The organism is Pseudomonas sp. Irchel 3F3 (assembly GCF_900187545.1).
GTDB classification, from domain to species: Bacteria; Pseudomonadota; Gammaproteobacteria; order Pseudomonadales; family Pseudomonadaceae; genus Aquipseudomonas; species Aquipseudomonas fortuita.
Genome location: NZ_FYDS01000007.1, coordinates 459,868 through 480,454 on the forward strand (window position 1 = coordinate 459,868; position 20,587 = coordinate 480,454).

At 61.0% G+C, this 20,587-nt stretch carries 18 protein-coding genes; 13 read left to right on the forward strand and 5 right to left on the reverse strand.

Annotation, left to right across the window (positions count from 1 at the left end; genetic code table 11):
* Window positions 1-19: 19 nt before the first annotated feature.
* Complete coding sequence (locus CKW35_RS18220) at window positions 20-1,690, reverse strand: lactate permease LctP family transporter (protein ID WP_095116544.1); 1,671 nt, start codon at window positions 1,688-1,690, stop codon at window positions 20-22.
* A 254-nt stretch (window positions 1,691-1,944) separates the two neighbouring features.
* Here CKW35_RS18220 and CKW35_RS18225 point away from each other — a divergent pair, with 254 nt between their 5' ends.
* Entirely contained in the window at window positions 1,945-2,712 is a 768-nt protein-coding gene (locus CKW35_RS18225; protein ID WP_016489184.1) for an FCD domain-containing protein, read from the forward strand.
* 134 nt (window positions 2,713-2,846) lie between these two features.
* Here CKW35_RS18225 and smpB read toward each other — a convergent pair whose 3' ends face one another.
* Entirely contained in the window at window positions 2,847-3,329 is a 483-nt protein-coding gene (smpB, locus tag CKW35_RS18230) for an SsrA-binding protein SmpB (RefSeq protein ID WP_016489183.1), read from the reverse strand.
* Window positions 3,330-3,492: 163 nt separating this feature from the next.
* Here smpB and CKW35_RS18235 point away from each other — a divergent pair, with 163 nt between their 5' ends.
* Window positions 3,493-3,927: a type II toxin-antitoxin system RatA family toxin gene (locus CKW35_RS18235; RefSeq protein WP_016489182.1), complete on the forward strand. Its 435-nt coding sequence runs from the start codon at window positions 3,493-3,495 to the stop codon at window positions 3,925-3,927.
* Between the two features lie 63 nt (window positions 3,928-3,990).
* On the opposite strand, the gene CKW35_RS18240 is transcribed toward CKW35_RS18235, so the two are convergent.
* Window positions 3,991-4,527: an outer membrane protein assembly factor BamE gene (locus tag CKW35_RS18240; RefSeq protein WP_095116546.1), complete on the reverse strand. Its 537-nt coding sequence runs from the start codon at window positions 4,525-4,527 to the stop codon at window positions 3,991-3,993.
* 97 nt (window positions 4,528-4,624) lie between these two features.
* Between CKW35_RS18240 and fur the strand changes: the two genes are divergently transcribed.
* Window positions 4,625-5,029, forward strand: a complete 405-nt coding sequence (gene fur / locus CKW35_RS18245; protein WP_003249922.1) for a ferric iron uptake transcriptional regulator — start codon at window positions 4,625-4,627, stop codon at window positions 5,027-5,029.
* 107 nt (window positions 5,030-5,136) lie between these two features.
* Here fur and recN read toward each other — a convergent pair whose 3' ends face one another.
* The gene (recN, locus tag CKW35_RS18250; RefSeq protein WP_016489180.1) at window positions 5,137-6,810 is read right to left on the reverse strand and encodes a DNA repair protein RecN; all 1,674 of its coding nucleotides are present in this window, start codon (window positions 6,808-6,810) and stop codon (window positions 5,137-5,139) included.
* 192 nt (window positions 6,811-7,002) lie between these two features.
* On the opposite strand from recN, the gene grpE reads away from it, so the two are divergent.
* The 8 genes from grpE to CKW35_RS18290 all read left to right on the forward strand — a co-directional run bounded on the left by grpE (window position 7,003) and on the right by CKW35_RS18290 (window position 17,422).
* On the forward strand, window positions 7,003-7,560 hold the full coding sequence (gene grpE, locus CKW35_RS18255) for a nucleotide exchange factor GrpE (protein WP_016489179.1): 558 nt from the start codon (window positions 7,003-7,005) through the stop codon (window positions 7,558-7,560).
* Window positions 7,561-7,661: 101 nt separating this feature from the next.
* On the forward strand, window positions 7,662-9,587 hold the full coding sequence (gene dnaK / locus CKW35_RS18260; RefSeq protein ID WP_003249929.1) for a molecular chaperone DnaK: 1,926 nt from the start codon (window positions 7,662-7,664) through the stop codon (window positions 9,585-9,587).
* Window positions 9,588-9,783: 196 nt separating this feature from the next.
* Complete coding sequence (gene dnaJ / locus CKW35_RS18265; RefSeq protein ID WP_016489178.1) at window positions 9,784-10,908, forward strand: molecular chaperone DnaJ; 1,125 nt, start codon at window positions 9,784-9,786, stop codon at window positions 10,906-10,908.
* 13 nt (window positions 10,909-10,921) lie between these two features.
* The gene (gene dapB, locus CKW35_RS18270; protein WP_016489177.1) at window positions 10,922-11,725 is read left to right on the forward strand and encodes a 4-hydroxy-tetrahydrodipicolinate reductase; all 804 of its coding nucleotides are present in this window, start codon (window positions 10,922-10,924) and stop codon (window positions 11,723-11,725) included.
* A gap of 327 nt (window positions 11,726-12,052) precedes the next feature.
* A complete protein-coding gene (gene carA / locus CKW35_RS18275; RefSeq protein WP_016391781.1) occupies window positions 12,053-13,189 on the forward strand; it encodes a glutamine-hydrolyzing carbamoyl-phosphate synthase small subunit in 1,137 nt (378 codons plus the stop codon).
* A gap of 105 nt (window positions 13,190-13,294) precedes the next feature.
* Window positions 13,295-16,516, forward strand: a complete 3,222-nt coding sequence (carB, locus tag CKW35_RS18280) for a carbamoyl-phosphate synthase large subunit (protein ID WP_016489176.1) — start codon at window positions 13,295-13,297, stop codon at window positions 16,514-16,516.
* Between the two features lie 2 nt (window positions 16,517-16,518).
* Window positions 16,519-16,995 (forward strand): transcription elongation factor GreA, encoded by a 477-nt coding sequence (greA, locus tag CKW35_RS18285; protein WP_024717413.1) that lies wholly within the window; start codon window positions 16,519-16,521, stop codon window positions 16,993-16,995.
* Window positions 16,973-17,422: a hypothetical protein gene (locus tag CKW35_RS18290; RefSeq protein WP_019470448.1), complete on the forward strand. Its 450-nt coding sequence runs from the start codon at window positions 16,973-16,975 to the stop codon at window positions 17,420-17,422. Before greA ends, CKW35_RS18290 begins: the two co-directional genes overlap by 23 nt.
* A 12-nt stretch (window positions 17,423-17,434) precedes the next feature.
* Here CKW35_RS18290 and CKW35_RS18295 read toward each other — a convergent pair whose 3' ends face one another.
* A complete protein-coding gene (locus CKW35_RS18295; protein ID WP_016489174.1) occupies window positions 17,435-17,743 on the reverse strand; it encodes a YhbY family RNA-binding protein in 309 nt (102 codons plus the stop codon).
* Window positions 17,744-17,845: 102 nt separating this feature from the next.
* Here CKW35_RS18295 and rlmE point away from each other — a divergent pair, with 102 nt between their 5' ends.
* Together rlmE and ftsH are read left to right on the forward strand one after the other, a co-directional pair.
* A complete protein-coding gene (rlmE, locus tag CKW35_RS18300) occupies window positions 17,846-18,472 on the forward strand; it encodes a 23S rRNA (uridine(2552)-2'-O)-methyltransferase RlmE (RefSeq protein ID WP_012274251.1) in 627 nt (208 codons plus the stop codon).
* A gap of 203 nt (window positions 18,473-18,675) precedes the next feature.
* Entirely contained in the window at window positions 18,676-20,580 is a 1,905-nt protein-coding gene (gene ftsH, locus CKW35_RS18305; RefSeq protein WP_016489173.1) for an ATP-dependent zinc metalloprotease FtsH, read from the forward strand.
* Window positions 20,581-20,587 lie beyond the last annotated feature (7 nt).

A 20,587-nucleotide genomic window follows, 5' to 3' on the forward strand; every position in this document is an offset into this window, starting at 1 on the left:
GCGCCCGGCCCCTTTCACTTTAGTGATGAACCAGCATGCCGGTCAGCCAGTAAGCCTGCACCAAGGTGATCAGGCCCACGATGGTGGCAAAGAACAGGCTGTGCTTGACGGTGAAGCGGAACAGGTCGGACTCCTTGCCCACCAGGCCGGTGGCGGCGCAGGCCACGGCAATGGACTGGGGCGAGATCATCTTGCCGGTCACGCCGCCGCTGGTGTTGGCCGCTACCAGCAAGGTGTCGTTGACGCCGATCTGGTGTGCGGTGGTGGCCTGCAGCGAACTGAACAGGGCGTTGGACGAGGTGTCCGAGCCGGTCAGGAACACGCCCAGCCAGCCAAGGAACGGCGAGAAGAACGGGAACGCGGCGCCAGTGCCCGCCAGTACCAGGGCCATGGTCGAGGACATGCCCGAGTAGTTGGTGACGAAGGCGAAGGCCAGCACCATGCCGATCGACAGGATGGGCCAGCGCAGCTCCCAGAACGTTTCTTTGAAAGTGGTCAGACCAGTTTTGAAGTTGATCTTCAGCACCGCCATGGAGATCAGCGCCGAGAGGAAGATCGCGGTGCCGGTGGCAGAGATCGGGTCGAGCTTGAACACCGCTGGCATGGCAGTGGGCGCGGCGACGATCGGTGCGGTCTTGATCACCAGTTGGTCGAGGTGCGGGATGGCGAAGTTGAACACGAAGTTGTACATCGCGCCGCCCGGGGCGAACGCTGCCTTGAACGGCCTCAGGGTCCAGATGGTGACCAGTACGGTCAGGATCAGGAACGGCGACCAGGCCTTGAAGATTTCGCCAAAGCTGTAAGGGCTAGGCTGGCTGCCGCTTGGCTGCACAACGGCTGCGCCGACGCTGCCTTTGGCTTCGCTGAACGAACGCTTTGGCTGCCAGACTTTCAGGAACAGGGTGAGGCAGATCAGGCTGGCCAGCGCCGAGGTGATGTCGGGCAGTTCAGGGCCGATGAAGTTCGAGGTGAAGTACTGGGTGACGGCGAAGCTCAGGCCGGCGACCAGGGCGGCAGGCCAGGTTTCTTTCACGCCACGTAGGCCGTCCATCATGAACACCAGCCAGAACGGCACGAACAGCGACAGCAGCGGCAGCTGGCGGCCAGTCATGGCGCCGATGTGGAAGGCGTCGATGCCGGTGACCTGGCCGGCCACGATGATCGGGATGCCCAGGGCGCCGAAGGCCACGGGGGCGGTGTTGGCGATCAGGCACAGGCCGGCGGCGTACAACGGGTTGAAGCCCAGGCCCACCAGCAGTGCGGCAGTGATTGCCACAGGGGCGCCGAAGCCCGCCGCGCCTTCCAGGAAGGCACCGAAGCAGAAGCCGATCAGCAGCACTTGCAAGCGCTGGTCGTCGGTAATCGACAGCACCGAGCTGCGGATCACTTCGAACTGGCCGCTCTTGACCGTGAGTTTGTACAGGAACACCGCGGCAACGATGATCCAGGCAATCGGCCAAAGGCCGTAGAGGAAGCCATAACCCGCAGCAGCCAGGGCCATGTCGACAGGCATCTGGAAGGCGAAGATCGCCACCAGGATCGACAGGGCAAGGGTGATGCTGCCCGCTACGTGGCCTTTCAGGCGGAACACGGCGAGGGCAAGGAAGAAGAACACGATAGGGATGACTGCCGCCAGTGCGGACAGGCCAAGACTACCAAGCGGGCTATAGAGTTGTTGCCAGGTTTGCATATGGGGTGGCCCCTAATTGTTGTTGGTCAGCACTGGCATTGGATAATTGGTAAGACCAATTTACAATGGCTGGTCGCTAGGTTAAAAGCGCTGTCGTGGGTGTGTCAATTTGTCCTGTGCAAAACTTTGGTCGCGTGCCGATGAGCGGGCGCCTGATGCGCTGGCAAAATCGCGGCTTGATGGGTGTTTGCGCGGCCTGGATCGGTGAGAATAGGCGCCCCTGAAATTTGCCGGGGGTTTGTGGAGAGCATGTGATGGTTTTTGATCAGGTCCGCCAACGGCGCCTGTCCGACGACATCGTCGATCGGTTGGAAGGGATGATTCTGGAAGGCACGCTGACCTCGGGGCAGCGGCTGCCGGCCGAACGCGCCCTTGCCGAGCAGTTCGGCGTGTCCCGCCCGTCACTGCGTGAGGCGATCCAGAAGCTGGTGGCCAAAGGGCTGCTGGTCAGCCGCCAGGGCGGGGGCAATTTTGTTGCCGAATCACTGGGCTCTACCTTCAGCGACCCACTGCTGCAGTTGCTTGAGCACAGTGCCGAGGCGCAGCGCGACCTGCTCGAATTTCGCCATACCCTGGAGGCGTCGTGCGCCTACTACGCCGCCCAGCGCGCCACCGACCCAGACCGGGCGCGTTTGAAGGCGGCCTTCGATGCGTTGCAAGACTGCTACACCCGGGTCGATGAAGTGACCCGGGCGGAGGAGGGCGCGGCGGATGCACGCTTTCACCTGGCGATTGCCGAGGCCAGCCATAACGCGGTCTTGCTGCACACCATTCGGGGCTTGTTCGACCTGCTCAAGCGTAACGTGGTGACCAACATTGGCGGCATGTATCAGCAGCGCACCGAAACCCGGGACATGCTGATCAGTCAGCACCGGGAGCTGTACCTGGCGATTGTCGAGGGCAGGGCGGAAGATGCGCGGGAAGTGTCCAGCCGGCACATTCTGTATGTGCAGGAGGTGCTGGAAGAAGCGCATGAAGAGGCGCAGCGCGTGGCGCGCGCGGAACGGCGCAGCGGGCGCTGAGGTTTGTATAAGCAGTGCTGGCCTCTTCGCGGGGCAAGCCCGCTCCCACAGGCCCCCCACAGCGTTTAAAGGCTGTGAAGGCCATATGGGAGCGGGCTTGCCCCGCGAAGAGGCCGGAACAGGCTAAAGACCGATTAGTCTTCCTTGCCCTTGTTCCGCACAACCCGCTGCAGCTCGCGGTTGGAATCGCGTTCGCGCACGGTGTCGCGCTTGTCGAATTCCTTCTTGCCCTTGCCCAGTGCGATTTCGCACTTGATCAGGTGCTTGCTCCAGTACAGCGACAACGCCACGCAGGTGTAGCCTTTTTGCGCTACAGCCGCTTCCAGCCGCTCGAGCTCACGCTTGTTCAGCAGCAGCTTGCGGGTGCGGATGGGGTCGGCGATGACGTGGGTGCTGGCAGTGGTCAGCGGGGTGATGTGGCTGCCGAACAGCCAGGCCTCACCGTCCTTGAGCAGCACGTAACTGTCAACGAGGTGCGCCTTGCCAGCTCGCAGGCTTTTTACTTCCCAGCCGGACAGGACCAGCCCGGCCTCGAACTTGTGTTCGATGAAGTAATCGTGTCGCGCTTTTTTATTCTGCGCGATGGTCCCGGTCGGATGTTTTTTTTGCTTAGCCATAGGGGCGGCATTATAGGCAAAGCCGCGCGTCGTTCGCTATGGGATTTCGGTGTGCTTGAGCCACCGGAATGAATACCGGACAATACAAACCCTGTCATACGCACAGAACCTGTTTTCGGCACGCTGCGAAGCGAAGCCACCCAGCCTTGGAAGTGACGCCTGGATGACTACCCATATTCAACGCTCCGCCCTGCTGCCATACCCCGCCCAGGCGCTCTACGATCTGGTCAACGATGTGGCCAGCTACCCAGAGTTTCTGCCGTGGTGCTCGGCCTCGACGGTGATCGATGCCAGTGATACGCACATGCATGCCAAGCTGGAGGTGGCCAAGGGCGGCATGAGCCAGTACTTCGTCACGCGTAATGTGCTGGTGCCGGGGCAGTCGATCGAGATGAACCTTGAAGAGGGGCCGTTCACGCAGCTGCATGGCGTATGGGTGTTCAAGCCGTTGGGCGAAAAGGCCTGCAAGATCAGCCTGGACCTGTCCTTCGATTATGCCGGGCCGATTGTGCGCGCCACGTTGGGCCCGCTGTTCAATCAGGCGGCCAACACACTGGTCGATGCGTTCTGCCAGCGTGCCAAGCAATTGAATGGCTGACGCATAAGCTGCAAACAAAAAGCCCGGACCAGGTCCGGGCTTTTTTGCATCTGCTGTTCCCGGTTAACGGGTTTCCAGCGGTGCCGGGGTCGGGACCGGGGTGGCCTCGATGGTGTCGATTTCGCGCTGAATGGCCTCTTCAGTCGAACCAGGCTTGGCTGGTTTTTCTTCAGGCTGCGCTGCTGGCTGTTCGGTCTGGCCTGGCTCGGTGGCCGGGCTGACGGTGGTGTCGCTGCTGCCACCGAGGATTTCCTGGTCGCGGCTGACGCCTGGCATGAAGTCGCCCGACAAGCTGACCAGTTGGTCGCTTTCGTTGAAGAAGATGCTCATGCGCTCTTGCTGGCGTTTACCACCACCCGGCTGCAGGCTGTACAGGTAATCCCAACGGTTGGTGTGGAAGGTGTCCTGAATCAGCGGGTTGCCCATGATAAACCTTACTTGCCGGCGGGTCATTCCCGGGCGTAATTGGTCTATCATGTCCTGCGTGACGACATTGCCCTGCTGGATGTCGATTTTGTAAACCCCGGGAAACGAGCAACCGGCGAGTGCGAGCAGTCCCACTAGGGTGAGGCTGGTTAGCAAGAGCTTGGTGTTTTGCATCGGTGGGCGACTTCCACTATCTTGGCTGGACAACGTAAACCCCGATCATACCCGTATTAAGAGAAGCTGCGAAGCAGCATCGGCGAGAAAGCTGACCATGGTTGAAAATAGCGAATTGCGCAAAGCCGGTCTCAAGGTGACCCTGCCTCGAGTCAAGATCCTTCAGATGCTCGATTCCACCGAGCAGCGTCACATGAGTGCCGAGGATGTTTACAAGGCACTGATGGAAGCAGGCGAGGACGTAGGCCTGGCCACCGTCTATCGCGTACTGACCCAGTTCGAAGCGGCGGGGCTGGTGGTTCGCCACAACTTCGACGGCGGCCATGCAGTGTTCGAGCTGGCCGATGGCGGTCACCACGACCATATGGTGAACGTGGATACCAGTGAAGTCATCGAGTTCATGGATGCCGAAATCGAGAAGCGCCAGCGCGAAATCGTAGCCGAGCATGGCTTTGAGCTGGTGGACCACAATCTGGTCCTGTATGTGCGTAAGAAGAAGTAACGATTTTTATCGTTATGAATGACAAAGGCGACCTTCGGGTCGCCTTTGTGCTTTCTGCTTCGGGCAGATTAATTTGCTTGCCGGCGATAGGGCCAGTACAGGTAGCATCAAGCCTTGCCAGAAACCACCATCTTGCGCGCATGCGCCAGGGATTCCTTGGTCAGGTCAATGCCGCCCAGCATTCGCGCCACTTCCTCGACCCGCTCACGCTTGCCCAGGCTGGCCACGGCGGTGTGGGTGGTGTCGCTGTTGCGCACCTTGTGCACAAACAGGTGGTGATGCCCTTGCGCGGCGACCTGTGGCAAGTGGGTCACGGTCAGTACCTGGCCGCGCTCGCCCAGGCGGCGCAACAACTGGCCGACAATTTCGGCCGTAGGGCCGCCGATGCCCACGTCGACTTCGTCGAACACCAGGGTAGGTATGCGTGATGTCTGCGCGGTAATCACCTGGATCGCCAGGCTGATACGCGACAGTTCGCCACCTGAGGCCACCTTTGCCAGGCCCTTGAGCGGTTGGCCGGGGTTGGCGCTGACCAGCAGTTCGATCTGCTCCAGGCCATGCGGTGACAGGTCTGCGCCCTCGGTGGGAGTGAGCTCGATACGGAAACGCCCGCCGGGCATGCCCAGGCGCTGGATTTCCTGCTCGACGGCGCCCGCCAGTTGCTGCGCGGCTTGCTGGCGCAGGGCGCTGAGCTCGCGAGCCCGCTCTTTATAGTGGTGTGCGAAAGCGGCCAGTTCTTCGCCTAGGCGCTCGATCGACTCATCACTGGCGTTCAGGCCTTCGATCTCTTCCATCAACTGTTGTTGCAGGTGAGGCAGTTCAGTGGGGTGCACGCGGTGTTTGCGTGCCAGCGTATAAATGGTGTCCAGGCGCTCTTCCAGTGCTTGCAAGCGCATCGGGTCGGCGTCGAAATTGTCGAGGAAGCGATTGAGTTCGCCCACGGCTTCCTCGACCTGAATCTGTGCGCTGGCGATCAGGTTGGCTGCTTCGCTGAGTGCCTTGGGCGAGTGGGTAGCGGCACCCAGGCGGTTCAGGCTGGAGGTGAGGGCGCTGAGCACGTTGCCCGAATCGCTTTCACTGCACTGGTCGATCACCTGGCGGCAAATGCCGAACAGGGCTTCGGCGCTGGTCAGGTTCTTGTGTTCCTGTTCCAGTTGCTCCAGTTCGTGCTCACCCAGGCCAAGGTTGTCCAGCTCTTCCAGCTGGTAGCTGAGCAGTTGATGGCGGGCACGCTGCTCGTCACCCGAATTGGACAGCCGCTCCAGCTCCAGGCGGGTCTGGTTCCAGCGCTTGGCGGCCAGGTGCACCTGGCGGGCCAGGTCGACGGCGCCGGCGTACTCGTCGAGCAGGCGGCGGTGGGTGTCGGTCTTGAGCAGCGATTGGTGCTCGTGCTGGCTGTGGATATCGATCAGCAGCTCGCCCAGCGCCTTGAGGTCGCCCAGCGGGCACGGCGTGCCATTGATGTAGCCGCGGCTGCGGCCTTCAGCGGTGATTACCCGGCGCAGGATGCACAGGCCGTCGTTGTCCAGGTCGCGTTCGGCCAGCCAGGCGTGGGCCTCGGGGATGTCTACCAGGTCGAAGGTGGCGAGGATGTCCGCCTTGTCGGTGCCAGGGCGCACCACGCCACTGTCGGCCCGATCGCCCAGGGCCAGGCCGAGGGCGTCGAGCATGATCGATTTGCCAGCGCCGGTCTCACCCGTGATGACGGACATGCCGCGGGCAATTTCGAGGTCGAGGTGCTCGACGATGGCGTAGTTGTGAATGGACAGGTGCACCAGCATGGGGGCGGCTCCCGAAAGTCAGGTCTGGTTATTTATACAGTACTTTTTTCGGGCCTGCCAATGCCCTTCACAGAATCTGTTGCAGTGGGGAAAAGCACCTTGCCCCCTTGAAGCTGGTTTTTCCGGCCCCATATAGCCGACATCACAGGCGAGCCTGGCTCGCAGTCCACAAAATTGCGCAGGAGAGACCCCATGGCTGATGAACAGCTGAACGAGAAAGACCTTAACGTGGAAGAAACCGGTGCAGGCACTGCAGCTGACACCCGTGTTCTGGAGCTCGAGGAACAGCTGGCCGCAGCCAAGGACCAGGCGCTGCGCGCCGTTGCCGACGTGCAGAACGTGCGCCGTCGTGCCGAGCAGGATGTGGAGAAAGCCCACAAGTTTGCCCTGGAGAAGTTCTCCAGCGACCTGCTGCCGGTGATCGACAGCCTGGAGCTGGCCCTGGCCCACTCCAGCGCCGAGGACGAGCACGTCAAGCAGATCCGCGAAGGCGTCGAGCTGACCCTGAAGATGTTCCAGGACACCCTCAAGCGCTACAACCTCGAAGCGGTCGACCCGCACGGCCAGCCGTTCAACCCTGAGCACCACCAGGCCATGGCCATGCAGGAAAACGGCGAAGTCGAGCCAAACAGCGTGCTGAATGTGTTCCAGAAGGGTTACCTGCTGAACGGCCGCCTGCTGCGCCCCGCCATGGTGGTGGTCAGCAAGGCGCCGAGCGCGGCGCAACCCTCGATCAATGAAAAGGCTTGAAATCCATCGGGGCATCCCCATCTAGGTGTCAAGCCTTCAAGTATTACCGCAGTTGGCCAAAGTAGTCGCTGCTACCAAATTCAAGTTTCGGGAGAGTTAACATGGGTAAAATCATCGGTATCGACCTGGGGACCACCAACTCGTGCGTCTCCATTCTGGAAAACGGTAACGTCAAGGTCATCGAAAACGCCGAAGGTGCGCGTACTACCCCTTCGATCGTGGCCTACGCCAACGATGGCGAAATCCTGGTAGGTCAGTCGGCCAAGCGTCAGGCTGTGACCAACCCGCACAACACCCTGTTCGCAGTGAAGCGCCTGATTGGCCGCCGCTTCGAAGAAGATGTCGTGCAAAAAGACATCAAGCTGGTGCCGTACAAGATCGTCAAGGCGAACAACGGTGACGCCTGGGTCGAAGCGGCTGGCAAGGAAATGGCTCCGCCGCAAATCAGCGCCGAAGTCCTGAAGAAAATGAAGAAGACCGCCGAAGACTACCTCGGCGAGCCAGTGACCGAAGCGGTCATCACCGTTCCGGCCTACTTCAACGACAGCCAGCGTCAGGCTACCAAAGACGCCGGTCGTATCGCTGGCCTGGACGTAAAGCGCATCATCAACGAGCCGACCGCCGCTGCACTGGCGTACGGCATGGACAAGGCCAAGGGCGACCACACCGTCATCGTTTATGACCTGGGTGGTGGTACCTTCGACGTTTCGGTCATCGAAATCGCCGAAGTCGACGGTGAGCACCAGTTCGAAGTACTGGCTACCAACGGCGACACCTTCCTGGGTGGCGAAGACTTCGACATGCGCCTGATCGACTACCTTGTCGACGAGTTCAAGAAAGAGTCGGGCATGGACCTGAAGAACGATCCTCTGGCCCTGCAGCGCCTGAAAGAAGCCGCAGAAAAAGCCAAGATCGAACTGTCGTCCGCTCAGTCGACCGACGTCAACCTGCCGTACATCACTGCAGATGCCACCGGTCCTAAGCACCTGAACGTGAAGATCTCCCGCGCCAAGCTGGAGTCGCTGGTCGAAGACCTGGTCAAGCGTACCATCGAGCCTTGCCGCATCGCCCTGAAAGACGCCGGCATCGACGCCAGCAAGATCGACGACGTGATCCTGGTCGGCGGTCAGACCCGTATGCCGCTGGTGCAGAAAGAAGTAGCCGACTTCTTCGGTAAAGAAGCCCGCAAGGACGTCAACCCGGACGAAGCCGTTGCCATGGGCGCTGCTATCCAGGGTGCTGTTCTGGCCGGTGACGTGAAAGACGTACTGCTGCTGGACGTCAGCCCGCTGACTCTGGGTATCGAAACCATGGGCGGCGTGATGACTGCGCTGATCGAGAAGAACACCACCATCCCGACCAAGAAGTCGCAGGTGTTCTCCACTGCCGATGACAACCAGGGCGCCGTGACCATTCACGTACTGCAAGGCGAGCGTAAGCAGGCTGCGCAGAACAAGTCGCTGGGCAAGTTCGACCTGGCTGACATTCCGCCAGCACCGCGTGGCGTTCCACAAATCGAAGTAACCTTCGACATCGACGCCAACGGCATCCTGCACGTAGGCGCGAAAGACAAGGCTACCGGCAAGACTCAGTCGATCGTGATCAAGGCCAACTCCGGCCTGTCGGACGAAGAGATCGAGCGCATGGTGCGTGACGCCGAGGCCAACGCCGAGGAAGACCGCAAGTTCGAAGAGCTGGCCGCTGCCCGTAACCAGGGTGATGCACTGGTTCACTCGACCCGCAAGATGGTCGCTGACGCGGGTGACAAGGTCACCGCTGAAGAGAAAACTGCCATCGAAGCGGCTGTGGTTGCCCTGGAAGCCGCCGTCAAAGGCGACGACAAGGCTGCCATCGATGCCAAGGTCGAGGAGCTGTCCAAGGTCTCTGCCCCGGTTGCCCAGAAAATGTACGCCGAGCAGTCGGCTGAACAGCCTCAGGGTGGCGCGCAGCAGGCCGAGCCGGAAGCCAAGCACGATGACGTGGTTGACGCCGAGTTCGAAGAAGTGAAAGACAACAACAAGCAGTAATCCCTGCATGTTGTCGGCCAGCTCACCGCCGTTTGGCGGTGAGCTGGTAGGATGTCGCCGCGCGGGGGCTTGCTCCCGCGTTGGCGTATCTGGAATTCGAGAATTTTTACAGCATCTGTCAGCCACCTTTGGAGGCGCAGGCAGGTGCTGATGGCGCGGCGCAGATGCCAGACGCCCAACAAGGTGCAAATGACCTATGTCCAAGCGTGATTATTATGAGGTTCTGGGCGTCGAGCGCGGCGCCAGTGAGTCTGACCTCAAAAAGGCTTACCGCCGTTTGGCGATGAAGTACCACCCGGACCGCAACCCGGGTGACAAAGAGTCTGAAGACAAGTTCAAGGAGGCCAACGAGGCCTACGAAGTGCTGTCTGATGCCAGCAAGCGCGCGGCGTTCGACCAGTATGGCCACGCAGGTGTCGACCCAAGCATGGGCGGTGGTGGTGCCGGCTTCGGTGGCGCCAACTTCTCCGATATCTTCGGTGATGTGTTCAGCGACTTCTTCGGTGGCGGTCGCGGTGGCGGCCGTGGCGGTGCCCAGCGCGGCAGCGACCTGCGCTACACCCTGGAGCTGAACCTGGAAGAAGCGGTGCGTGGCACCACGGTCAGCATCCGTGTGCCTACCTTGGTCAACTGCCAGCCTTGCGATGGTTCTGGCGCCAAGAAGGGTTCGACCCCGTCCACCTGCCCCACTTGTGGTGGCATCGGCCAGGTGCGCATGCAGCAAGGCTTCTTCTCGGTGCAGCAGACCTGCCCGCGCTGCCATGGCCAAGGCAAGATCATTACCGACCCGTGCGCCTCGTGCCACGGCGAGGGCCGTGTCGAGGAATACAAGACGCTGTCGGTCAAGGTGCCGGCAGGTGTCGATACCGGTGACCGCATCCGCCTGTCGGGCGAGGGCGAGGCTGGGGCCCATGGTGGCCCGACTGGCGACCTGTACGTGGTGATCAGTGTGCGTGAGCACGAGATCTTCCAGCGCGATGGCAAGCACTTGTACTGCGAAGTGCCAATCAGCTTCACCGATGCCGCCCTGGGTGGCGAGCTGGAAGTGCCCACCCTCGATGGCCGCGTGAAACTGAAAATTCCGGAAGGTACTCAAACGGGCAAGCAGTTCCGCCTGCGTGGCAAGGGCGTGGCGCCAGTCCGCGGTGGTGGTGCCGGTGACCTGCTGTGCCGGGTGGCGGTGGAAACCCCGGTCAACCTCAGCCGCCGTCAGCGCGAGCTGCTCGAAGAGCTGCGTGACTCGCTGGAAGGCGACAGCTCCCACTCGCCCAAGGCCAGTGGCTGGTTCGATGGCGTGAAGCGCTTCTTCGGCGATCTCTGACAAGGAACAGGCTATGCGACGTATTGCAGTGATGGGTGCGGCAGGGCGGATGGGCAAGACCCTTATCGAAGCCGTGCAGCAAACCCCGGGTGCCGGGTTGACGGCGGCGATCGATCGTCCTGATAGTTCGCTGGTCGGGGCCGACGCCGGTGAGCTGGCGGCACTTGGCCGGATTGGCGTGCTGTTGTCCGATGATCTGGCCAAGGTCGCCGATGAATTCGATGTGCTCATCGACTTCACTCACCCCTCGGTCACCCTGAAAAACCTGGCGTTTTGCCGCAAGCACGGCAAGGCGATGATCATTGGCACCACCGGTTTTACAGCTGAAGAGAAGCAGCTGTTGGCCGAGGCCGGCAAGGACATTCCAATCGTGTTCGCCGCCAACTTCAGCGTGGGTGTAAACCTTAGCCTGAAGCTGCTGGACATGGCAGCGCGGGTGCTGGGCGATGATGTCGACATCGAGATCATCGAGGCGCACCACCGGCACAAGGTCGATGCACCTTCGGGCACTGCGCTGCGCATGGGTGAGGTCGTTGCCAATGCGCTGGGCCGAGACCTGCAGGAAGTGGCCGTGTATGGCCGTGAGGGGCAGACTGGCGCGCGTGATCGCAAGACCATCGGTTTCGCGACTGTGCGGGCTGGTGATGTGGTGGGTGACCACACCGTGCTGTTCGCTGCCGAAGGCGAGCGCCTGGAAATTACCCACAAGGCTTCCAGTCGCATGACCTTCGCCAAGGGCGCCGTGCGTGCGGCGCTGTGGCTGGATGGGCGCGCGCCTGGCCTGTACGACATGCAGGATGTGCTCGAGCTGCGCTAAGCCGTTCGAGTGGTGTTGGCTTCTTCGCGGGCTTGCCCGCTCCCACAGGCATTGCGCAGGTCTTGGGGTCTGTGGTGTTCCTGTGGGAGCGGGCGAGCCCGCGAAGAAGCCCCCGCCGATGTCAGTCTGTCGCATTGATGTGTTTTAGAGACACATATGCGGTAGACCGAAAACGCACTTTTCTGTAAGCTACAGCTTTAGTGTGTCCACTAAAAGCGCGCAGCGAATTGAATTCAGCACATGAAAGCGGGGTGACGTGTCCATACGTCACTCCGCTTTTTTGCAACCTGCGATCGCCCTTTCATGCTTGATTTACGGGAGGTCTTCTTGACAAAGCCAGCCATACTCGCCCTTGCCGACGGCAGTATTTTTCGCGGTGAAGCCATCGGTGCCGACGGTCAGACCGTTGGTGAGGTGGTGTTCAACACCGCTATGACCGGCTACCAGGAAATCCTTACAGACCCTTCCTACGCGCAGCAAATCGTTACCCTGACCTATCCGCACATCGGCAACACCGGCACTACGCCGGAAGATGCCGAGTCGAACCGCGTCTGGTCCGCTGGCCTGGTCATCCGTGACCTGCCGCTGCTGGCCAGCAACTGGCGCAACACCCAGTCGCTGCCTGAGTACCTCAAGGCCAACAACGTTGTTGCCATCGCCGGCATCGACACCCGTCGCCTGACCCGTATCCTGCGTGAAAAAGGCGCTCAGAACGGTTGCATCCTCGCCGGTGACAACATCAGCGAAGAGGCAGCCATCGCCGCCGCCCGTGGCTTCCCTGGCCTGAAGGGCATGGACCTGGCCAAGGTCGTTTCCACCAAGGAGCGTTACGAGTGGCGCTCCAGTGTGTGGGAGCTGAAAACCGACAGCCACCCGACCATCGAAGCTGCCGACCTGCCGTACCACGTGGTCGCCTTCGACTACGGCGTCAAGCTGAACATCCTGCGCATGCTGGTTGCCCGTGGCTGCCGCGTGACTGTGGTGCCGGCCCAGACCCCGGCCAGCGAAGTGCTGGCACTCAACCCGGACGGTGTGTTCCTGTCCAACGGCCCTGGTGACCCCGAGCCGTGCGACTATGCCATTCAGGCGATCAAGGAAATTCTCGAAACCGAGATTCCGGTATTCGGCATTTGCCTCGGCCACCAACTGCTGGCCCTGGCGTCCGGTGCCAAGACCGTGAAAATGGGCCACGGTCACCACGGCGCCAACCACCCGGTCCAGGACCTGGATACCGGCGTGGTCATGATCACCAGCCAGAACCACGGTTTTGCTGTTGACGAAGCCACCCTGCCGGGCAACGTTCGCGCCATCCACAAGTCGCTGTTCGACGGCACCCTGCAGGGTATCGAGCGCACCGACAAGAGCGCGTTCAGCTTCCAGGGCCACCCTGAAGCGAGCCCTGGCCCGACCGACGTCGCGCCACTGTTCGATCGTTTCACCGATGCCATGGCCAAGCGCCGCTGAGCATCCTGCTTCAAGGCCCCGGGCCGGCTCGCGCCGCGCCCGGAAGCGCCTGACCCAGATTGTTCAAAGCGGCTTGCCGACTGACCCCGGATTTGAGTGACCACCATGCCAAAACGTACAGACATCAAAAGCATCCTGATTCTCGGTGCCGGCCCGATCGTGATCGGCCAGGCCTGTGAATTCGACTACTCCGGCGCCCAGGCCTGCAAGGCCCTGCGCGAGGAAGGTTTCCGCGTCATCCTGGTGAACTCCAACCCAGCCACCATCATGACCGACCCGGCCATGGCCGACGCCACCTACATTGAGCCGATCAAGTGGCAATCGGTGGCCAAGATCATCGAGAAAGAACGCCCGGACGCCGTCTTGCCGACCATGGGCGGCCAGACCGCACTGAACTGCGCGCTGGACCTGGAGCGCCACGGCGTTCTGGAGAAGTTCGGCGTAGAGATGATCGGTGCCAACGCCGACACCATCGACAAGGCTGAAGACCGCTCGCGCTTCGACAAGGCGATGAAGGACATCGGCCTGGAGTGCCCCCGCTCCGGTATCGCCCACAGCATGGAAGAGGCCTATGCGGTCCTCGAGAAGCTTGGCTTCCCGTGCATCATTCGCCCGTCGTTCACCATGGGTGGCACTGGCGGTGGTATCGCTTACAACCGTGAAGAATTCGAAGAAATCTGCACCCGCGGTCTGGACCTGTCGCCGACCAAAGAGCTGCTGATCGACGAATCGCTGATCGGCTGGAAAGAGTACGAGATGGAAGTGGTCCGCGACAAAAAGGACAACTGCATCATCGTTTGCTCGATCGAAAACTTTGACCCGATGGGCGTGCACACCGGTGACTCGATCACCGTTGCTCCCGCGCAGACCCTGACGGACAAGGAATACCAGATCATGCGCAACGCCTCGCTGGCGGTGCTGCGTGAAATCGGTGTTGAAACCGGCGGTTCCAACGTGCAGTTCGGTATCTGCCCGAACACCGGCCGCATGGTCGTCATCGAGATGAACCCGCGGGTATCGCGTTCGTCCGCCCTGGCTTCGAAGGCTACCGGCTTCCCGATCGCCAAGATCGCCGCCAAGCTGGCCATCGGTTACACCCTCGACGAACTGCAGAACGACATCACCGGCGGCCGCACCCCGGCTTCCTTCGAGCCGTCGATCGACTACGTCGTCACCAAGCTGCCGCGCTTTGCCTTCGAGAAATTCCCGAAAGCCGACGCCCGCCTGACCACCCAGATGAAATCCGTGGGTGAGGTCATGGCCATCGGCCGTACCTTCCAGGAGTCCCTGCAAAAAGCCCTGCGTGGCCTGGAAGTGGGTGCCTGTGGCCTGGACCCGAAAGTCGACCTGGCCAGCCCGGAAGCTGCCGGCATCCTCAAGCGCGAGCTGACCGTGCCGGGCGCCGAGCGTATCTGGTACGTGGCTGACGCCATGCGTTCGGGCATGACCTGCGAAGAGATCTTTGCCCTGACCGGCATCGACATGTGGTTCCTGGTGCAGATGGAAGATCTGATCAAGGAAGAAGAGAAGGTCAAGACCCTGGCCCTGTCGTCGATCGACAAGAGCCTGATGCTGCGCCTCAAGCGCAAAGGTTTCTCGGACCAGCGCCTGGCTGTGCTGCTGGGTATCACCGACAAGAACCTGCGCCGTCACCGTCACAAGCTCGAAGTGTTCCCGGTGTACAAGCGCGTCGACACCTGCGCTGCCGAGTTCGCCACCGACACTGCCTACCTGTACTCCACCTACGAGGAAGAGTGCGAGGCCAACCCGTCGACTCGCGACAAGATCATGATCCTGGGTGGCGGCCCGAACCGTATCGGCCAAGGCATCGAGTTCGACTACTGCTGCGTACACGCCGCCCTGGCGCTGCGTGACGACGGTTACGAGACCATCATGGTCAACTGCAACCCGGAAACCGTCTCCACCGACTACGACACTTCTGACCGCCTGTACTTCGAGCCGCTGACGCTGGAAGACGTGCTGGAAGTGTGCCGCGTCGAGAAGCCAAAAGGCGTGATCGTCCATTACGGCGGCCAGACCCCGCTGAAACTGGCCCGCGCCCTGGAAGAAGCCGGCGTACCGATCATCGGTACCAGCCCGGACGCCATCGACCGCGCCGAAGACCGTGAGCGCTTCCAGCAGATGGTTCAGCGCCTGAACCTGCTGCAGCCGCCAAACGCCACCGTGCGCAGCGAAGAAGAAGCTATCCGCGCTGCTGGCAGCATCGGTTACCCGCTGGTGGTGCGCCCGTCGTACGTACTGGGCGGCCGCGCCATGGAGATCGTCTACGAACTGGACGAGCTCAAGCGCTACCTGCGTGAAGCCGTGCAAGTGTCCAACGACAGCCCGGTACTGCTCGACCACTTCCTCAACTGCGCCATCGAGATGGACGTGGATGCGGTGTGCGACGGCACCGACGTGGTGATCGGCGCCATCATGCAGCACATTGAGCAGGCCGGCGTTCACTCCGGTGACTCGGCGTGCTCGCTGCCACCTTACTCGCTGAGCAAGGAAGTGCAGGACGAAGTCCGCGTACAGGTTGCCAAAATGGCCCTGGAGCTCGGCGTTGTCGGCCTGATGAACGTGCAGCTGGCCCTGCAGGGCGACAAGATCTACGTGATCGAAGTCAACCCGCGCGCCTCGCGTACCGTGCCGTTCGTGTCCAAGTGCATCGGCACTTCCCTGGCCATGATCGCCGCCCGCGTAATGGCCGGCAAAACCTTGAAAGAGCTGGGCTTTACCCAGGAAATCATCCCGAACTTCTACAGCGTCAAGGAAGCCGTCTTCCCGTTCGCCAAGTTCCCAGGGGTTGACCCGATCCTCGGCCCTGAGATGAAATCGACCGGTGAAGTCATGGGTGTCGGTGACACCTTCGGTGAAGCGTTCGCCAAAGCCCAGATGGGTGCCAGCGAAGTGCTGCCGACCGGTGGTACCGCGTTCATCAGCGTGCGTGACGACGACAAGCCGCAAGTGGCTGGCGTTGCCCGCGACCTGATCGCCCTGGGCTTCGAAGTGGTTGCAACTGCTGGCACTGCCAAGGTGATCGAAGCGGCAGGCCTGAAAGTGCGCCGTGTGAACAAGGTGACCGAAGGCCGCCCGCACGTGGTCGACATGATCAAGAACGACGAAGTGTCGCTGATCATCAACACCACCGAAGGCCGCCAGTCGATTGCCGATTCCTACTCGATTCGTCGCAATGCGCTGCAGCACAAGATTTACTGCACCACTACCATTGCGGCCGGTGAAGCCATCTGCGAGGCGCTGAAATTTGGTCCGGAAAAGACCGTTCGTCGCCTGCAAGATCTGCATGCAGGACTGAAAGCATGAGCATTACCAAGTACCCGATGACCGTCCAGGGCGCTCGCGCCCTGGAAGAGGAGCACCTGTTCCTGAGCAAGACCGAACGCCCGCGCCTGAGCCAGGCGATTGGTGAGGCACGCGAACTGGGCGACCTCAAGGAAAACGCCGAATACCATGCCGCCCGTGAAGAACAGGGCATGGTCGAGGCGCGTATCCGCGATATCGAAGGCCGTTTGCAGAACTCGGTCGTAATCGACGTGACCACGATCCCCCACACCGGCAAGGTGATTTTCGGTACCACCGTGGTACTGGCCAACACTGAAACCGATGAAGAAGTGACCTACCAGATCGTCGGCGAGGATGAAGCCGACGTGAAACAGGGCAAGCTCTCGAGCGGTGCGCCGATTGCCCGTGCCATCATCGGCAAGGAAGAAGGTGATACTGTCGTCGTCAAGACGCCTAGCGGCACGGTCGAGTACGAGATTGTCGAAGTCAAGCACATCTGACCGGCGCCTGCGGGCGCCATCCCTCGAGGGGATCCTCTGGCAACTGGCCCAGGTTTTCTGGGTCGGTGGCTTATGGGTGTTCCATGTGGGGCTGGTGCCTGCGCTCAAGGTCAGTGGCCTGGCCCCGCTGCTGGTGCAGGATATCGCCGGGCAGATCGACCGCTGGTTGATCGGCGTGGCGTTGCTTGGCTTGTTGACCCAGCTGGCAGTGCTGGCAAGGGTGGACGGCCTGGCGGCCTGGTGGCGGCAGTTCCGTGGCCAGATGCTGTTGCTCGGCTTCGGTGCCTGCGTGGGGTATTACACCTTGCGCTACGGTATTTCCGTGGGTGAGCGCTGGCAGATGTTCTGCTTCCTGGTCCTGGGCTTTTCCGGCATCGTGCTGGTGGCCCAGCCGGTGCCGGTCAGGGCGCGCTCATCGCGCCACTGACCGGAGCCACCGTTACTTGTAGCGGTGGATATTGGACAGCTGCTTGTTCGGCTGTGGGTTCTTGCGGTAAATCAGCGCTTTTTTGCCGATGGTCTGCACCAGCTCGGCACGGCCGGCCTTGCACAGCTCGGCAATAGTTGCTGCACGTTCTTCGCGGTCTTCCGAACGAATCTCGACTTTGATCAGCTCATGGTCGACCAGCGCACGCTCCAGTTCGGCGACTACGCCTTCATTCAGACCGTTCCCGGCAACGATCAGGACCGGCTTCAGGTCATGACCAATGGACTTGTATTGCTTCTTCTGCTCGTTATTGAGCGGCATAATCTGACCCTTTCCGTCTGATTCTGTAAAATTGACGGGCATTTTACCCGAGGGCCACCGGCTCCGCCCAGTCAATCACGACGCATATCATCGAGGTGCCCCGTGGTACAACGTTCCAAAAGCAGCGCAAACTGGCTGCGAGAGCATTTTAACGACCCTTTCGTCAAACAGGCGCAGAAGGATGGCTACCGCTCGCGTGCGAGCTACAAACTGCTGGAGATTCAGGAAAAGGACCGGCTGATCCGCCCGGGCATGAGTGTTATCGACCTCGGCGCGGCGCCTGGTGGCTGGTCGCAGGTGACCAGTCGTCTGATTGGTGGCCAGGGGCGCCTGATTGCTTCCGACATTCTGGAAATGGACTCGATCGCGGATGTGACCTTCATTCAGGGTGACTTCACCCATGACGAAGTGCTGCAGCGCATTCTCGAAGCGGTCGGCGATTCGCACGTGGACCTTGTGATTTCCGACATGGCCCCCAATATGAGTGGTACGCCCGCGGTAGATATTCCACGGGCCATGTTCCTCTGCGAGTTGGCGCTCGATCTGGCAACCCGCGTACTCAAGCCTGGCGGCGATTTCCTGATCAAGATTTTCCAGGGCGAAGGTTTTGACGTGTACCTGAAGGACGTGCGTAGCAAGTTCGACAAGGTGCAGATGCGCAAGCCATCGTCGTCGCGGGACCGTTCCCGTGAGCAATACCTGTTGGGCAGGGGCTTCAAAGGGGCATGAAAGGTGTGAAGCGGGGTGGCCGATAGTTAATTCCAATCGGCCACTGCGTCAGGATCGTCCGAACTTCGTGTAGTCTAGCTTTCACAAAGGGTTACAGACGGTGCCTGCGGCTGCGTAGGTAATGTAGTAAGTTAGGGCGATGAATATCATGCGAGGCACGGCTGCGTCGTGCGCCGGCCTCAGAGGGTAGCGAATTGAACGACATGGCAAAGAATCTGATCCTGTGGTTGATCATCGCAGCTGTCCTGGTGACAGTGATGAACAACTTCTCCAGCCCTAACGAGCCGCAGACCCTCAACTATTCCGACTTTATCCAGCAGGTCAAGGATGGCAAGGTCGAGCGTGTGACCGTCGACGGCTACATCATTACCGGCAAGCGCGCCGACGGCGACAGCTTCAAGACCGTGCGCCCGGCCATTACCGACAATGGCCTGATCGGTGACCTGGTTGACAACCACGTGGTTGTCGAAGGCAAGCAGCCAGAACAGCAAAGCATCTGGACGCAGTTGCTGGTCGCCAGCTTCCCGATCCTGGTGATCATCGCGGTGTTCATGTTCTTCATGCGCCAGATGCAAGGCGGCGCGGGTGGCAAGGGCGGGCCGATGAGCTTCGGCAAGAGCAAGGCGCGCCTGCTGTCCGAAGACCAGGTCAAGACCACATTGGCCGACGTTGCAGGTTGCGACGAAGCCAAGGAAGAAGTGGGCGAGCTGGTCGAGTTCCTGCGCGATCCGGGCAAGTTCCAGCGCCTGGGCGGTCGTATCCCCCGCGGCGTGCTGATGGTCGGCCCGCCCGGTACCGGTAAGACCCTGCTGGCAAAGGCCATTGCGGGCGAGGCGAAAGTACCGTTCTTCACCATTTCCGGTTCGGACTTCGTTGAAATGTTCGTCGGTGTCGGTGCCAGCCGCGTGCGCGACATGTTCGAGCAGGCCAAGAAGCACGCCCCGTGCATCATTTTCATTGACGAGATCGACGCCGTTGGTCGCCACCGTGGCGCCGGCATGGGTGGCGGTCACGACGAGCGTGAGCAAACCCTCAACCAGTTGCTGGTAGAGATGGATGGCTTCGAAATGAACGATGGCATCATCGTCATTGCCGCTACCAACCGCCCTGACGTACTCGACCCGGCGCTGCTGCGCCCTGGTCGTTTCGACCGTCAGGTGGTGGTAGGCCTGCCAGACATCCGTGGTCGCGAACAGATCCTCAAGGTGCACATGCGCAAGGTCCCGATTGGCGAAAACGTCAACCCGGCGGTCATTGCCCGTGGTACCCCCGGCTTCTCCGGTGCCGACCTGGCCAACCTGGTCAACGAGGCCTCGCTGTTTGCTGCGCGTTCCAACAAGCGCCTGGTCGAAATGAAAGAGTTCGAACTGGCCAAAGACAAGATCATGATGGGCGCCGAGCGCAAGACCATGGTCATGTCCGAGAAAGAAAAGAGGAACACTGCGTACCACGAGGCGGGTCATGCCATCGTTGGTCGCCTGGTGCCTGAGCACGACCCGGTCTACAAGGTTTCGATCATTCCGCGCGGTCGCGCCTTGGGCGTGACCATGTTCCTGCCGGAAGAAGACCGCTACAGCCTGTCCAAGCGTGCGCTGATCAGCCAGATCTGCTCGCTGTACGGTGGCCGTATCGCTGAGGAAATGACCCTGGGCTTCGATGGCGTCACCACGGGCGCTTCCAACGACATCATGCGGGCCAGCCAGCTCGCTCGCAACATGGTGACCAAGTGGGGCTTGTCGGAAAAACTCGGCCCGTTGATGTATGCAGAAGAAGAGGGTGAGGTGTTCCTGGGTCGTAGCGCGGGCAGCCAGCACGCCAGTGTTTCTGGCGAGACTGCCAAGCTGATCGACTCTGAAGTGCGCAGCATCATCGACCAGTGCTACGCCACCGCCAAGCAGCTGCTGATTGAAAATCGCGACAAGCTCGAGGCGATGACTGAAGCGCTGATGAAGTATGAGACCATTGATGCCGATCAGATCGATGACATCATGGCTGGCCGTACGCCACGCGAACCGCGTGATTGGGACGATGACAAGCATTCGGGCACCCCTGCTGCCCAGGATGATCGCCCTGAATCGCCAATTGGCGGTCCGGCAGCTCAACACTAAGGGCGTT